We start from the raw sequence: 15,490 nt of genomic DNA on the forward strand, positions 1-15,490 counted from the left end.
CCTCGCCGGCATGACTAAATCACTCCCCCTCAGCCTGATCGCAGCCCTCGGTGAAAACCGTGTGATCGGCGTCGACAACAGCATGCCCTGGCACTTGCCGGGGGACTTCAAATACTTCAAGGCCACCACCCTCGGCAAGCCGATCATCATGGGGCGCAAGACCTGGGATTCCCTCGGTCGTCCGTTGCCGGGCCGGTTGAACATCGTGGTCAGCCGTCAGGTGGATCTGCAGCTCGAAGGCGCGGAGGTTTATCCGTCGCTTGCGGCTGCCGTTGTTCGCGCTGAAGAGTGGGCTCGGGAACAGGGCGTCGATGAGCTGATGCTGATTGGTGGGGCGCAGTTGTACGCGCAAGGGTTGGCTCAGGCTGATCGGCTGTATTTGACGCGCGTGGCGCTGAGCCCGGAAGGAGATGCGTGGTTTCCGGCGTTTGATTTGGGGCAGTGGAAGCTGGTGTCCAATGTTCCGAATGCGGCGGAAGGCGACAAGCCAGCGTACAACTTTGAGGTGTGGGAAAAGGCCTAAAAGCTTCGCGAGCAAGCCCGCTCCCACACTTGATCTGCGTCGTGCACAAATCCAATGTGTGGAGCGGGCTTGCTCGCGAAAGCGGTCTCTCAGTCGCCGATTAAGCCTGAGCCAACTCCGAATGCTCATCCGCCTCCAGCAGCTCTTTATCGGTCTGCCGCATGATCTGGCTGGTGATCGCACCGGCGGTAATCGAACCACTCACGTTCAACGCCGTACGGCCCATGTCGATCAGCGGCTCAACCGAAATCAGCAACGCCACCAGTGACACCGGCAAGCCCATCGCCGGCAACACGATCAACGCGGCAAACGTCGCGCCACCGCCCACACCCGCCACACCGGCCGAGCTCAGCGTCACGATCGCCACCAACGTCGCGATCCACAACGGGTCCAGCGGGTTGATGCCCACGGTTGGTGCGACCATCACCGCCAGCATCGCCGGGTACAGACCGGCACAGCCATTCTGGCCAATGGTCGCGCCAAACGACGCGGCGAAACTGGCGATGGACTGTGGAATACCCAAACGGCTGGTCTGGGCTTCAATGCTCAGCGGAATGGTCGCGGCGCTGGAGCGGCTGGTGAAAGCAAACGTCAGCACCGGCCAGATCTTGCGGAAAAAGCGCAGCGGATTGATCCCGGCGGCCGACACCAGCAGGCCATGGACCACAAACATCAGGCCCAGCCCGATGTAGGAAACCACCACGAAACTGCCGAGTTTGATGATGTCCTGCAGGTTGGAGCCGGCGACCACTTTGGTCATCAGCGCCAATACGCCGTACGGGGTCAGCTTCATCACCAGACGCACCAGGCGCATCACCCAGGCTTGCAGGGTGTCGATGGCGTTGATCACTTTCTGACCTTTGTCGACATCATCTTTCAGCAGTTGCAGCGCTGCGACTCCAAGGAATGCAGCAAAAATCACCACGCTGATGATCGAGGTCGGCTTGGCGCGAGCGAAGTCGGCGAACGGGTTTTGCGGAATGAACGACAGCAACAGCTGCGGCACATTCAGGTCGGCAACCTTGCCTGCGTAGTCGGTCTGGATGGTTTGCAGACGGGCCATTTCCTGAGTGCCGGCCACCAGGCCTTCGGCGGTCAGACCGAAGAGGTTGGTCAGGCCTATGCCAATCAGCGCCGCGATGGCGGTGGTGAACAACAGCGTGCCGATGGTCAGGAAGCTGATCTTGCCCAGCGACGAAGCGTTATGCAGACGGGCCACGGCGCTGAGGATCGAGGCGAACACCAGCGGGATCACGATCATTTGCAGCAACTGCACGTAACCGTTGCCCACCAGATCGAACCAGCCGATCGAGGCTTTCAGTACCGGGTTGCCGGCACCGTAAACGGTGTGCAGAGCCACACCGAACACCACACCCAGCACCAACGCGAGCAGGACTTTTTTCGCCAGGCTCCAGGTGGTGTGACGGGTTTGCGCCAGGCCAAAGAGCAGGGCGAGGAACACCAGCAGATTGAGGATCAGCGGCAGATTCATTGGAACTCCAAAATAGACTTGTGCCAGCTACCTTCCGGGGCAGCCGCGAACCGGCAAGCCTAACAGCTTGATATCTAATGAATTAATATCAAAAACATCTTGAAACTGTCGTTTTTGGAATAAGCGCGTGTCGCTGACAGAGATGCAGCTGGCGCAATAGGGACGCAAGCGGTCGCGGGCAGATGAGGGCTGTCACACTTATTTGTTAGCGTCGATGTCTTTAATTCAGGGAGAAATGCCGATGAAACTCGCACCGAAATTTCTGGCTGCCGCACTCTGCTTGGGCCTCGCCGGCCAAGCCTTCGCTACGGATTTGAAGCATTGGCCAGCCGATCAGGCCAAGGCACTGGACGCAATGATCGCCGCCAATGCCAACAAAGGTAACTACGCGGTGTTCGACATGGACAACACCAGTTACCGCTACGATCTCGAAGAGTCGTTGTTGCCGTTCATGGAAAACAAGGGCCTGATCACCCGCGAGAAGCTCGACCCCTCCCTGAAACTGATGCCGTTCAAAGATACCGCCGACCACAAGGAAAGCCTGTTCAGCTACTACTATCGCCTCTGCGAAGTCGACGACATGGTCTGCTATCCATGGGTCGCCCAAGTGTTTTCCGGCTTCACCCTCCAGGAACTCAAAGGCTACGTCGATGAGTTGATGGCTTCCGGTAAACCGGTGCCAGCGAATTATTACGAAGGCGACGTGGTCAAGAACCTCGACGTCAACCCGCCGAAAATCTTCACCGGCCAGAAAGAGCTCTACAACAAGCTGATGGAGAACGGCATCGAGGTCTACGTGATGACCGCCGCCTCCGAAGAACTGGTGCGGATGGTCGCGGCCGATCCGAAGTATGGCTACAACGTCAAACCGCAGAACGTAATCGGCGTGACCACGCTGCTCAAGGACCGCAAGACCGGCGAACTGACCACGGCGCGCAAGCAGATCACCGCCGGCAAGTATGACGAGAACGCTAACCTTGGCCTCGAACTGACCCCGTACCTGTGGACCCCGGCGACCTGGATGGCCGGCAAGCACGCGGCGATCCTGACCTACATCGACGAGTGGAAAAAACCGGTACTGGTGGGTGGCGATACGCCGACCAGCGACGGTTACATGCTGTTCCACGATGTCGACGTGGCCAAGGGCGGCATCCACTTGTGGGTCAACCGCAAAGACAAATACATGACCCAGATTAACGGCATGATGGCCAAGCACGCCGCAGCTCAGGCCAAGGAAGGGTTGCAGGTCACGGCGGACAAGAATTGGGTGGTTGTGACGCCGGCAGAAATCCAGTAAGCGAGATCAAGCTCACTCTCACTGGCAACACGGAGCAAATGTGGGAGCGGGCTTGCTCGCGAAGAGGTCGTCACATCCGACATTGATGTCGACTGATACACCGCTTTCGCGAGCAAGCCCGCTCCCACACTTGACCGAGTTGGCCGCAAAAAAAATGCCCCGCACTTGGCGGGGCATTTTTTTGTTCAACGGTTAAGCATCATAGTCCGTCGAGCATCGCCTTGTTACGCACGGCACCCTTGTCGGCGCTGGTCGCCAGCAGGGCGTAGGCCTTCAGTGCGGTGGTCACCTTGCGTGGACGTTTTTCCACAGGCTTCCAGCCTTTTTGATCCTGCTCGGCACGACGGCCGGCCATTTCTTCGTCGCTGATCAACAGGTTGATCGAGCGGTTCGGAATGTCGATCAGCACTTTGTCGCCATCCTGCACCAGACCAATCGCGCCACCCGCCGCCGCTTCTGGGGAAGCGTGGCCGATGGACAGGCCTGAGGTGCCGCCGGAGAAACGGCCATCGGTGAGCAGGGCACAAGCTTTGCCCAGGCCTTTGGATTTCAGGTAGGACGTCGGGTACAGCATTTCCTGCATGCCCGGGCCACCTTTCGGGCCTTCGTAACGAATGATCACGATGTCGCCGGCCTTCACTTCATCCGCGAGGATGCCGCGTACGGCGCTGTCCTGGCTTTCGAAGATCTTCGCGTTGCCTTCGAAGACATGAATCGACTCGTCGACGCCGGCGGTTTTCACCACGCAGCCGTCCAGCGCGATGTTGCCGTACAGAACGGCCAGGCCGCCTTCTTTCGAGTAGGCGTGTTCGACACTGCGGATGCAGCCGTTTTCACGGTCGTCGTCCAGGGTCTCCCAACGGGTCGACTGGCTGAACGCGGTTTGCGTCGGGATGCCCCCAGGGCCGGCCTTGAAGAAGTGATGCACCGCTTCGTCGCTGGTCTGGGTGATGTCCCACTTGGCGATGCCTTCGGCCAGGGTTTTGCTGTGCACGGTCGGCAGGTCGGTGTGCAGCAGACCGCCACGGGCCAGCGAGCCGAGGATGCTGAAGATCCCGCCGGCGCGGTGCACGTCTTCCATGTGGTACTTCTGGATGTTCGGCGCAACTTTGCACAGTTGCGGCACGTGACGGGAGAGACGGTCGATGTCGCGCAGGTCGAAATCGATCTCGGCTTCCTGGGCCGCGGCCAGCAAGTGCAGGATGGTGTTGGTGGAACCGCCCATGGCGATGTCCAGGGTCATGGCGTTTTCGAACGCCTTGAAGTTGGCGATGTTGCGCGGCAATACCGATTCGTCGTTGTCGCCGTAGTAACGCTTGCACAGCTCGACGATGGTACGGCCGGCCTGCAGGAACAGCTGTTCGCGGTCGCTGTGGGTCGCGAGGGTCGAACCGTTGCCCGGCAATGCCAGACCGAGGGCTTCGACCAGGCAGTTCATCGAGTTTGCGGTGAACATGCCGGAGCACGAACCGCACGTCGGGCAGGCGCTACGCTCGTACTCAGCGACTTTCTCGTCAGAAGCGCTGGAGTCGGCGGCGATCACCATGGCGTCGACGAGGTCCAGACCGTGGCTGGCCAGTTTGGTCTTGCCGGCTTCCATCGGGCCGCCGGAAACGAAGATCACCGGGATGTTCAGGCGCAGGGCAGCCATCAGCATGCCTGGGGTGATCTTGTCGCAGTTGGAGATGCAGACGATGGCGTCGGCGCAGTGGGCGTTGACCATGTATTCGACGGAGTCGGCGATGATCTCGCGGCTCGGCAGCGAATACAGCATGCCGTCGTGGCCCATGGCGATGCCGTCATCCACGGCAATGGTGTTGAATTCTTTGGCTACACCGCCGGCGCGTTCGATTTCGCGGGCGACCAGTTGGCCCAGGTCCTTGAGGTGGACGTGGCCCGGTACGAACTGGGTGAAGGAGTTGGAAATGGCGATGATCGGCTTTTTGAAGTCGTCATCTTTCATCCCCGTGGCGCGCCACAGTGCGCGGGCGCCGGCCATGTTGCGGCCATGGGTGGATGTTTTCGAGCGGTAATCAGGCATGAAGCACTCCGGGCGGCTAATCAGGTATCAAAAGGGAAGTGAGCTTCTATTGACGTCTGGAACACTCAGAAATGGCCGTGTGTCCGGAAGTTGCCGATAACTTTGCGGGATCGCCGCGCGCTTCAGCTTGAGCTCATAAACCCGCCGGGGGATGACTGGCGATGAATGTCGCGATTCTACACGGCTGGCGTCAGGAGGGAATGCCGGAAGAGGGTGATCCAGCGCTGACGGAACGTGTGGGATGACCATCGGCAGGAATCACCCGCTATTCAGCGCGAGCTGCCGACGTGCGATCAGTGCATTGAAGGAAACGCCGACGGTGCTCAAGGCGAGGAAACTCAGTGCGAGAGTCGTTTGCAGATGGGCTCCACTCAGATTGATCAGGGCGCTGATCAGCCCGCCAGAGATGAAGACCAGCGTGTTCCCGGCCGACGCCGATGTACCGGCATTGTCCGGGAACACTTCCATGGCTTTGGAAGTGGCGACAGGGCGGGCGATGGTCGTGCCGGCGGTGCAGATGATCATCGGGATCAGCACGGTCAGGGCTGAAAGGCCCAGCAGGTTTGAGAGCAAGAGCATCACCAGTCCAGAAATGAAGATCAGGCCCAGGCCGACGACTATCTGGGTATCGGCCGTGACCCGCCCGACGAGGACTCGAGCGACAATGCCGCCGATGATGTAGGCCACGCCATACAACAGCAGTGTCAGGGAAAACTCGTAGGCCGAAAGCTGCAACTGCTCCATGAAGATCAGGGGCGAGATGACAATGAAGGAAAAGTGGCAGGTGAAGGCGATCGCGGCGATCAACCAATAGCCGAGGAAACCAGCATCTCGACAGACACGCCGGTAGGACTGAAGAATCCTTCGGCGCGGGGTTGTGGCGGTGTGCCGGTTTTCAAGAAAGAAGCAGGCCTTAAGGAACACGGCGGCGGCAAGGGCAATAAAGACAATGAAACTTGCGGGCCAGTCCAGCGCCTGTTGCAACAGGGTGCCGGCTAGTGGCGAGACGGAAATGAAGATCCCGCTGGCGGTGACCATCAGAATCCGCAGTTGATCCCGCTCCTTGCCGTCGAACAGGTCCTGGACCAGGGCCTGCGAGAGTACGAAGCAACCGCAGCCGATGGCCTGCACCACCCGGAACGTCAGGAACCAGGCGTAGTCGGTGGACAGCACGCAACCAGTCGCACCGATCATCGAGACCGCCATTCCCGCCAGCAGCAGACTTTTGCGCCCGATGACATCCGAGAGCGGCCCGACCAGTAGTTGGGAAAGTGCGATCCCGATGGCAAACAGGCTGATGGAAAACGCGATGTCGCCTGGCGTGGTCCGGAAGTGTTCAGCCAGCGCCGGGAACGATGGCAGCAGAACATCGAGAGGGAAGACCCCGAGCATCACCATGGTCATTAATAGGGTGATCGCAGAGCGGCGGTGTTTGACACTGACCGCAGATTTTCCTTCATCCATCGACAAGTCCTGCCTGTGCGAAGAGCTGCTGGTTAAAAGGCAGGTAGAAAAAACCTGCCTTTTCCATTGCCTGTAGCGTCGCGCCTGCACCTGATCGGGCGCGCTGTAGGCAGGCTTGCGGGCCGGTCAGGGCACTGAGGATTTCTGCGACGCAATTCTCCCTGAGGCCCACGCTGTTCAGGCTTTCCTTCAGCCATCGCTCATCGACCTCAAAGAACATCAGGAGGATGTCCACCAGCAGCTTCGCGGCGAACGTGCGTTGGCTGCTGTTCAGGGTCAGCCACAGATAATGGAACACTTCGCAAAAGTAACGACTGTGTCGGGCCTCGTCGGTGAGGTGGTCCCTGAGCATTTCCTGGACGCTGGACACCAGCTCGTTGCGACAAACCTCGAGCAGTTCCCTGGCGATGATGGTCTCGGACACGAAGCCGACGAGAAACCAGGCCAGCGCCTTATGCCTCTCTGGGCTGTGGTCAATCAGGGCGTTCAGTCGGGTAATGCGGCGCGGCATCACCGGGCGTTGGGTCATGCCGTAGAGGTCGGCTATCTGCTCGGCGAGGCTATTGGAGAACAGGGCGTGATAACCCTCATCGGTGTACAGCTGGAGGGCGGCCGTTTTCATCCGTCGGGGGATGGACGCGCCGAGCTCATCGTGGACGATGGTTTCCACGGAGCGGTTGACGATTCGATGTTCGAGCCGGGTGGTGTAGTCGAGGAAATACACCAGATGGTTGGCCGATAAACGATGGGTGATCGCACTGCCGGCTGCTTCGATGGCCGGGTGATTCAGGTAGGGCAGGAAGGCGGGCGGGAACCAGTGTCGTGTTTCCAGTTGCCGTTCCAGATCTGATGGCAATTGATAGGTGTGCTCGCTGGTTCGTACCGAGGCTCGGGTGTTCCAGTCGCCGAGGGTGAAGCGCTGTGCCCAGGCGTCGGGCAGTGACAGGTCGTCTGTGCGGGGCCCGGTCATTGTTGTGAGCCTCGGTTGCGCAGCAGCGCTTTCAATTCCTTGCACATCACTTGACCGTCACTCCGCCCGCAGCCCACAAAAAACAACGGCTGTTCGGCGCTGTCCTCGATCCCCAGCAACGTTTCGACCTGATCGTCCGCCAACGCACCGGTCAGCCAGGTGCTTAACCCGAGTGCGGTGGCCACCAGTTGAAAGGTCTGGGAAATATGACCCGCCTCGACGTAAGCCATTCGGTAGGCCCGCGAGTGTTCATATTTCCACCACAGTTTGTCGAAGCGAGCGGTGATGAACAGGCCGACTGGCAGGTTGTTGATGAAATGCTGCCCACACAACAACTGGCCCAAGGGTGAGTCAGGCACCGGATTGACGAAGCTTAAAGCATGTTTGTCGGGGTGGTAGGCGTAGAGCCCGGGATTCAGGCCGCTGACGTTCTGAACATGAAGAAAACCTTCGCAGGCATTCAACCCGCCACCGGATGGACTGCTGCGCCGGGCGCCGAGACCTTCAGCGATGGTTTCGTCGATGTCGTTGTCGCGCTCGCGTAGATAGCCAAGGGACAAATACAAAAGAGCGCCCACATCGTCGAGAGAAACCCCTTCACCCGTGAAGGAGCGGCAGGTCTTTCGGTCGATCAAGGTCTTTGCAAGTGCGCTTTGCGGCAGACAGGAAGGTTGGGGCAGGGCAATCCGCTCGCTTGTCGGGCGTTCTGTGAGTCTGACCTCCGGGGCAGGAGTGGCCAGTACTTCGGCGCAATGGTCCAGATAGTGTCTCGACCATTCATTAATATCTTGGGGGACATATTCACAAGGAATGTTCTTGGTGCCGATATGAAATATCTTCGACAGTTCATCCCAGCCCCATTCAATGGGGTCTTGTATTGAAGATGTGAGTATTCCTGCGTTCAGGAGTTGCGTGTCTATTATGTTGTTGTCATCAAACTTTTCAAGGTTGTCGATAAGGTGTGCGAGACGGGTTGAGTATTCAAGGTTCAATTCGAACTGTTTGTGGTTCTTGTAATCCCAGACTATTTGGTCGGGCGTGCGAGGAAGTATGAATATATAGGGGTTTATCTGCATGATTGGCGACTCACTCTGGTCTTTGCCATAGAAAACGCTGGGTAGCCGGCACTCCCCAGCGTTTCATTTACTTAGCGGGCTTTTGGCGCAACCAGAAAAGCCAGGTTAGCGATTTTGTTGGTTTCCAGAGTAATTGCTTTCATGTTTTGAACTCCTTGTAATTGATAGTGAGTGTCACTCCTTTGTGACGACTTAATCATAGTTTGTAATGAGTTCTTATCAAGGGGAGATTGGGTAGGAATGTTCCAGTAATTTTGTCGGATTGATCTGAGGGTTGGATGAATCTTGTAAGTTCTGTCCGCTAAAATAAAAGACACAGCGAAACGTCCTGCAAGTCATTAAGACCGCTGGAGTAGGAAGTTGGAGAGTTCAATAACAGATAACAGACCGGGGAGCCGGCTGGCTCCCCGTCAAACCGGCGAAATCAGCTGTTTGGCAGCAGACGGCAGGTGATGCTTTTAATGTAGCGGGTTTCGGCGATGGCTGGGTGAACCGGGTGATCCGGGCCCTGACCGCCGCGCTCCAGCATCTGGATGTTGCGGTCCAGGTGACGGGCGCTGGTCAGCAGGATGTTCTGCAGATCGTCTTCCGGCAGGTGCATCGAGCACGAAGCGCTGACCAGGATGCCGTCTTTGCTGAGCAGGCGCATGGCTTGCTCGTTCAGGCGACGGTAGGCACCTTCACCGTTTTTCATGTCTTTCTTGCGTTTGATGAACGCCGGAGGATCGGCAACGATCACGTCGAAACGCTCTTCGCTGGCTTTCAGCTCTTTCAGGGCTTCAAACACGTCGCCTTCAATGCAGGTCATCTTGTCGGCGAAACCGTTCAGCGCGGCGTTGCGCTCGACGCCGTCGAGGGCGAAGGCCGATGCGTCGACGCAGAACACTTCACTGGCGCCGAACGCAGCCGCTTGCACGCCCCAACCACCGATGTAGCTGTACAGGTCCAGCACGCGTTTGCCTTTGGCGTAAGGTGCCAGACGCGCGCGGTTCATGCGGTGGTCGTAGAACCAACCGGTTTTTTGTCCCTGGATGACGGGCGCTTCGAATTTCACGCCGTTTTCTTCCAGGGCAACCCACTCCGGCACCAGGCCGAACACGGTTTCGACGTAGCGGTTGAGGCCTTCGGCATCACGGGCAGCGGAGTCGTTCTTGAACAGAATGCCGCTAGGCTTGATCACTTGGGTCAGCGCTGCGATCACGTCTTCTTTATGGGCTTCCATGGTTGCCGAAGCGATCTGTACCACCAGGATGTCGCCGAAACGGTCGACTACCAGACCTGGAAGCAGGTCGGAATCGCCGTAGACCAGGCGATAGAACGGCTTGTCGAACAGGCGATCGCGCAGGGACAGCGCGACGTTCAGGCGATGCACCAGCAGCGACTTGTCCAGCGGCAACTTGATGTCGCGCGACAAGAGGCGGGCGCAGATCAGGTTGTTCGGGCTCATGGCAACGATGCCCAGCGGCTTGCCGCTGGCTGCTTCGAGGATCGCCTGGTCGCCGGCCTTGAAACCGTGCAAAGGAGTAGCGGCTACATCGATTTCGTTGCTATAGACCCACAAATGGCCGTTTCGCAGGCGACGGTCGGCGTTGGCTTTGAGGCGCAGGCTAGGCAGGGACATGACGTCGCTCCGGAAAAAAGAGCGGGAGTATAGCGTGCTGCGCACGGCCACGGTTTGGCGGATGGACATGCGGTGAGGAAGGGCCGGCATTTGATGAAACTTCAGACGATGGGCCGGCCAAGGTGTCGGATCCAACTTTATAAGGGTTAGAATCGCCGCCTGTCCCAGAGTGTGTACTTATGTCCCCAGAGCTGACTACCGAACAGATTCAACAGTCCCTGCAAGGCATCAGCGTGCCGGCCCAGCCGCAAATCATGGTGGATTTGCAGATGGAACAGTACATGCCCGATCCGGATCTGGAGGTGATCGCGAAGCTGATCTCTCAGGACCCGGGCCTCTCTGGCGCCTTGTTGAAAATCGTCAACTCGCCGTATTACGGCTTGAGCAACAAGATCGCCTCGATTCAGCGTGCGGTGAATCTGCTGGGCAGCCGCTCGATCATCAACCTGATCAACGCGCAGTCGATCAAGGGCGAAATGAACGACGACACCATCGTCACCTTGAATCGTTTCTGGGATACCGCTCAGGACGTGGCGATGACCTGCCTGACCCTGGCCAAGCGTATCGGCGCCCAGGCCGGCGATGAAGCGTACGCCCTGGGTCTGTTCCATGACTGCGGCGTGCCGCTGATGCTCCAGCGTTTCCCCAACTACATGACCGTTCTGGAAGAGGCCTACGCCAGTGCCAGCGCCGAATGTCGGGTGGTGGACACTGAGAATCGGGTGTTCAATACCAATCATGCGGTGGTGGGTTATTACACCGCCAAATCCTGGCGTCTGCCGGAGCATGTGACCGCCGCCATCGCCAATCACCACAATGCGTTGGCGATCTTCAGCGATGAGTCGTCGCGCAACAGTCAGGTGAAAAACCTGCTGGCGATCCTGAAAATGGCCGAACACATTTGTGCGTCCTTCCGGGTGCTGGGCAACCAGCGTGATGACCACGAGTGGAACAGCATCGCACCGCTGGTTCTCGATTACGTCGGCCTCTCGGACTACGACTTCGAGACCCTCAAACAAACGATTCGTGACCTTGGCGCTCACCGCTGAGCGTTGCACAGCCTGATTCGAGAGCACCATGCCGGAACTGCCTGAAGTCGAAACCACCCGCCGCGGGATTGCGCCGCACCTGGAAGGCCAGCGCGTCAGCCGGGTAATCGTGCGTGAGCGGCGCTTGCGCTGGCCGATTCCCGAAGACCTGGATGTGCGGCTGTCTGGCCAGCGCATCGTGCTGGTGGAAAGACGCGCGAAGTACCTGCTGATCAATGCCGAAGTCGGCACGCTGATCAGCCATTTGGGGATGTCGGGAAATCTGCGTCTGGTGGAAATCGGCACGCCGGTGGCCAAGCATGAGCATGTGGACATCGAACTGGAATCCGGTCTGGCCCTGCGTTACACCGACCCGCGACGGTTCGGCGCGATGCTCTGGAGCCTTGACCCACTCAACCATGAGTTGTTGATTCGCCTGGGGCCGGAGCCGTTGACCGACCTGTTCGACGGCGAGCGCTTGTTCCAGCAGTCCCGTGGGCGATCCATGGCGGTCAAGCCGTTCATCATGGACAACGCGGTGGTGGTCGGCGTGGGCAATATCTACGCAACCGAAGCGTTGTTCGCCGCCGGTATCGATCCGCGTCGTGAGGCCAAAAGCATCTCTCGGGCGCGTTATCTGAAACTGGCGATCGAGATCAAACGCATCCTGGCGGCCGCTATCGAGCGCGGCGGCACCACGCTGCGAGATTTTATCGGCGGTGACGGTCAGCCGGGATATTTCCAGCAGGAACTATTCGTGTACGGCCGTCGCGGTGCGCCCTGCAAGGTATGTGGCACGGAGTTGCGGGAAGTGAAGCTCGGGCAGCGCGCCAGCGTCTTTTGCCCGCGTTGTCAGAGCTGATACGCCTACGGTCTATAGTCAGTGTTCTGACTGCCTAGCCCAAGGACCGTGCCATGAACCTGTTTCGAACCCTTGTCGTCGTTTTGCTGCTGAGCGTCGGTGCGCCAGCGCTGGCAGCAAACACGGGCAGCGGCGACCCGCGTTACACCATCCAGAATCCCCCGGCGTACGCCATGCTCGGCGATTTGCTGATTGCCCGACCTTTGTTGGTCGTGGCGACGGTGATCGGTGCCGGAGCGTTTGTGGTGTCGTTGCCGTTTACCGCGTTGGGTGGCGGCGTTGGCGATGCGGGGCAGGCGTTGGTGGTCGACCCGGCGAAAGCGGCGTTCGTGCGGTGCTTGGGGTGTATCGGAGAAGGGTTTGAGCAGCGGGAGTGAAGTCGGTTAATTCTTGGGTGTGGCTGATGGACTCATCGCGAGCAAGCTCGCTCCCACATTAGACCGCGATCAACTGTGGGAGCGAGCTTGCTCGCGATGAGGCCCTTACAAACGCTACAAAAATCTCTGACTCAAGCCTTGCCAGTAATCTTCCGGTACTTCTCCATCAACTGCTCTTCAGTCTCCGGATGCGCCTCGTCCAGCGGAATGCAATCCACCGGGCAAACTTGCTGGCACTGAGGTTCGTCGTAGTGGCCGACGCACTGGGTGCACAGGTTCGGGTCGATCACGTAGATCTCTTCGCCCTGGGAGATGGCGGCGTTCGGGCACTCGGGTTCGCAGACGTCGCAGTTGATGCAATCGTCGGTGATGATCAGGGACATGCTAACTCCAGCCAGGGCGGAAGGCCCGGGCGCAATAAACCAATGCGCACAATTGTGCCGCATTGGCGCCCGCAGTGCACGCGGGCGCGATCAAGGGAAAAGATCGCAGCCTGCGGCAGCTCCTACTTTTTGAAGCGTTCGTTCAGGGCGTCCGCCACCACAGGGTGGACGAACTTGGTGATATCACCGCCCAGGGCTGCAATTTCACGGACCAGCGTCGAGGAAATGTACGAATAACGCTCGGACGGGGTAAGAAACAAACTTTCCACATCCGGTGCCAGCTGACGGTTCATGTTGGCCAGCTGGAATTCGTATTCGAAGTCCGATACCGCTCGCAAACCACGCAGGAACACGTTGGCGTTCTTCTCTTTGGCGAAATGCGCCAGCAACGTCGAGAAGCCGACGACTTCAACGTTCGGCAGATGTTTAGTGACCTCGCGGGCCAGCGCCACACGCTGTTCCAGGGGAAACAACGGGTTTTTCTTCGGGCTGGCGGCGACGGCGATGATCACATGATCGAACAGGCGCGCGGCGCGTTCGACCAGATCGCCATGGCCCTTGGTAATAGGGTCGAAGGTACCTGGGTACAACACTCGGTTCATCGCGTCGTCCTGGCGGGAGTCCGTTGGGGAGTCGGATGGTATCGCAGCCTTCCCGGTCGGCCAAGTCGCCTTTTGGGTAAGAAAGCACTATAGACCAGTGGAATATTCTCCATTTTCATGGGTTTTTCAAACGTTCGGCCAAAGAAGTTGCCAGCTGCGCCGTCAGCCCGTAGACCGACAATTGTGGGTTTGCGCCAATGCTGGTGGGGAACAGCGAGCCGTCATGAATCGACAGGTTGCCTAACTGATGATGCCGGCCGAGGCTGTCGGTCACGGCGTTTTTCGGGTCTTCACCCATGGCACAACCGCCCATCACATGGGCGCTGCCCAGGCGTGTGCGATACAGCTCAAGGCTCAGGCCGTCGATCAGCGTGCGCGCTTCGGTCAGGGTTTTCACGTAGCGAGCATCGGCGTCCATTGGCATTACCGCATGGGCACCGCCCGCGAACTGGATCTCGGCCATGCTGTGGAACGCCCGACGCAATCCGTCCCAGGCATAGGGTGAAACCTGATAGTCGAGCACCGGCGTGCCGTCACTGCGCAACTCGACGCTGCCGCCGGGGCTGTCCGGGTGAAAGCCGTCCCGCAGCAACGCCAGCATGGCGTGGGTGTGGGGCAGGTTTTCCATGTGCTGGGCGTTTTCCTTGCCGAAACCGCCGAGCAACGTCGTGGCCAGTGCCGGGTGCAGCGGCGGCACTTCGAGTTTGTAAGACATTTTTCCGGAGGTGCCATCCTGCCATTGGAAATGGTCGGAATAGATCGACTGTGGCGCGCCATAAAACGGGTTGATCACTTCGTCGAACAACCCTGCCGACATGTTCACCAGGTGTAGAAAAGTCCGTTTACCCAGCCGTTTGTGCGGATCCGGTGCCTCGGAGCGCATGAGCAACGCCGGGCTGTTGATCCCGCCCCCGGCCAGCACGTAATGCCGCGCCTTGACCGTGATCGTCTGTCCGGTAGGCGCGACGCAGCGGTCGTCCATCGCTACGCAATGCAAGCCCGTGACCTTGTCGCCGCTGATCAAGAGCTTTTCGGCACGAGCCAGATAGAGCAACTCCCCACCTTTTTCCAAGGTCGCCGGGATGGTTGTGACCAGCATCGATTGCTTGGCGTTGGTCGGGCAACCCATGCCGCAGTACCCGAGGTTCCAGCAACCACGCACGTTGCGCGGGATCACATGCCAGGCGTAGCCGAGTTTTTCGCAGCCTTTGCGGATCACGTCGTTGTTGGCGTTGGGCGGGACCATCCAGGGTGCGACGCCCAGGCGTTGTTCCATTTTCTCGAACCACGGCGCCATCTCGGCCGGCGCGTGGCCTTTGACGTCGTGTTCCTTGGCCCAGTGGTCGAGGGTCGGATCCGGCGTGCGAAAACTGGAGGTCCAGTTGATCAGCGTGGTGCCGCCCACCGCCCGGCCCTGAAGGATGGTGATTGCGCCGTCCTTGCTCATGCGGCCGATACCTTCCTGATAGAGGCTGGTGTAGGCCTGGTCTTCGAGCATCTTGAAGTCGCTGCTGGTCTTGAGCGGGCCTTCCTCGATCAGCAATACCTTGTAGCCCGCGGCGCTGAGGATTTCGGCGGTGGTGCCACCGCCCGCGCCGCTGCCGATAATCGCCACGTCCGCTTCGAGGGTCAGGTCCTGGGTCAGTTGTGAACCGTTATAGGTTTTCCAGCCACGGGCCTGGCCTTCGCGGAACGGATCGGGTACGGGCATCTTCAGGGTCTCTTTTTATTATTTGGAAGAAGTAGTGAGGCGA

The 15,490-nt window shown here is 59.0% G+C and carries 14 protein-coding genes; 5 read left to right on the forward strand and 9 right to left on the reverse strand.

What is annotated here, in order from left to right; translation table 11 throughout:
• The first annotated feature begins 10 nt into the window (after positions 1–10).
• Positions 11–523 carry a dihydrofolate reductase gene (locus CUN63_RS14215; RefSeq protein ID WP_129440282.1) on the forward strand — a complete coding sequence of 171 codons (513 nt, stop codon included), beginning with the start codon at positions 11–13 and terminating at the stop codon, positions 521–523.
• Positions 524–623: 100 nt separating this feature from the next.
• On the opposite strand, the gene CUN63_RS14220 is transcribed toward CUN63_RS14215, so the two are convergent.
• Positions 624–2,015, reverse strand: coding sequence for an L-cystine transporter (locus tag CUN63_RS14220; RefSeq protein ID WP_129440283.1), 1,392 nt, complete (start codon positions 2,013–2,015; stop codon positions 624–626).
• Between the two features lie 241 nt (positions 2,016–2,256).
• Between CUN63_RS14220 and CUN63_RS14225 the strand changes: the two genes are divergently transcribed.
• On the forward strand, positions 2,257–3,312 hold the full coding sequence (locus tag CUN63_RS14225) for a haloacid dehalogenase-like hydrolase (protein WP_129440285.1): 1,056 nt from the start codon (positions 2,257–2,259) through the stop codon (positions 3,310–3,312).
• Between the two features lie 199 nt (positions 3,313–3,511).
• On the opposite strand, the gene ilvD is transcribed toward CUN63_RS14225, so the two are convergent.
• The 5 genes from ilvD to CUN63_RS14255 all read right to left on the reverse strand — a co-directional run bounded on the left by ilvD (position 3,512) and on the right by CUN63_RS14255 (position 10,484).
• Positions 3,512–5,353, reverse strand: coding sequence for a dihydroxy-acid dehydratase (gene ilvD, locus CUN63_RS14235; protein ID WP_129440287.1), 1,842 nt, complete (start codon positions 5,351–5,353; stop codon positions 3,512–3,514).
• A 258-nt stretch (positions 5,354–5,611) separates the two neighbouring features.
• Entirely contained in the window at positions 5,612–6,817 is a 1,206-nt protein-coding gene (locus CUN63_RS14240) for a multidrug effflux MFS transporter (RefSeq protein ID WP_129440289.1), read from the reverse strand.
• A complete protein-coding gene (locus CUN63_RS14245; protein ID WP_129440291.1) occupies positions 6,810–7,787 on the reverse strand; it encodes a diiron oxygenase in 978 nt (325 codons plus the stop codon). The genes CUN63_RS14240 and CUN63_RS14245 overlap by 8 nt, the downstream gene beginning before the upstream one ends.
• Complete coding sequence (locus CUN63_RS14250; protein ID WP_129440293.1) at positions 7,784–8,863, reverse strand: SagB family peptide dehydrogenase; 1,080 nt, start codon at positions 8,861–8,863, stop codon at positions 7,784–7,786. The genes CUN63_RS14245 and CUN63_RS14250 overlap by 4 nt, the downstream gene beginning before the upstream one ends.
• Before the next feature lie 424 nt (positions 8,864–9,287).
• Positions 9,288–10,484 (reverse strand): class I SAM-dependent rRNA methyltransferase, encoded by a 1,197-nt coding sequence (locus CUN63_RS14255; protein WP_033060516.1) that lies wholly within the window; start codon positions 10,482–10,484, stop codon positions 9,288–9,290.
• Positions 10,485–10,717: 233 nt separating this feature from the next.
• Between CUN63_RS14255 and CUN63_RS14260 the strand changes: the two genes are divergently transcribed.
• From CUN63_RS14260 to CUN63_RS14270, 3 genes are read left to right on the forward strand one after another with little or no spacing between them, the layout of a single operon-like run.
• Positions 10,718–11,533, forward strand: a complete 816-nt coding sequence (locus CUN63_RS14260; protein ID WP_165353319.1) for an HDOD domain-containing protein — start codon at positions 10,718–10,720, stop codon at positions 11,531–11,533.
• A gap of 28 nt (positions 11,534–11,561) precedes the next feature.
• A complete protein-coding gene (gene mutM, locus CUN63_RS14265) occupies positions 11,562–12,374 on the forward strand; it encodes a bifunctional DNA-formamidopyrimidine glycosylase/DNA-(apurinic or apyrimidinic site) lyase (RefSeq protein ID WP_129440297.1) in 813 nt (270 codons plus the stop codon).
• 53 nt (positions 12,375–12,427) lie between these two features.
• Positions 12,428–12,751: a multidrug transporter gene (locus CUN63_RS14270; RefSeq protein ID WP_129440299.1), complete on the forward strand. Its 324-nt coding sequence runs from the start codon at positions 12,428–12,430 to the stop codon at positions 12,749–12,751.
• Between the two features lie 131 nt (positions 12,752–12,882).
• Here the strand turns inward: CUN63_RS14270 and CUN63_RS14275 are convergent, their stop codons facing one another.
• The 3 genes from CUN63_RS14275 to CUN63_RS14285 form a co-directional block, all read right to left on the reverse strand.
• A complete protein-coding gene (locus CUN63_RS14275) occupies positions 12,883–13,134 on the reverse strand; it encodes a YfhL family 4Fe-4S dicluster ferredoxin (RefSeq protein ID WP_003195146.1) in 252 nt (83 codons plus the stop codon).
• Positions 13,135–13,256: 122 nt separating this feature from the next.
• Positions 13,257–13,736: a pantetheine-phosphate adenylyltransferase gene (gene coaD, locus CUN63_RS14280; protein WP_123368514.1), complete on the reverse strand. Its 480-nt coding sequence runs from the start codon at positions 13,734–13,736 to the stop codon at positions 13,257–13,259.
• A gap of 115 nt (positions 13,737–13,851) precedes the next feature.
• Positions 13,852–15,447: a GMC family oxidoreductase gene (locus tag CUN63_RS14285; RefSeq protein WP_129440301.1), complete on the reverse strand. Its 1,596-nt coding sequence runs from the start codon at positions 15,445–15,447 to the stop codon at positions 13,852–13,854.
• Between the last annotated feature and the right edge of the window lie 43 nt (positions 15,448–15,490).

Source organism: Pseudomonas sp. ACM7, assembly GCF_004136015.1.
Lineage (GTDB): Bacteria > Pseudomonadota > Gammaproteobacteria > Pseudomonadales > Pseudomonadaceae > Aquipseudomonas > Aquipseudomonas frigoris.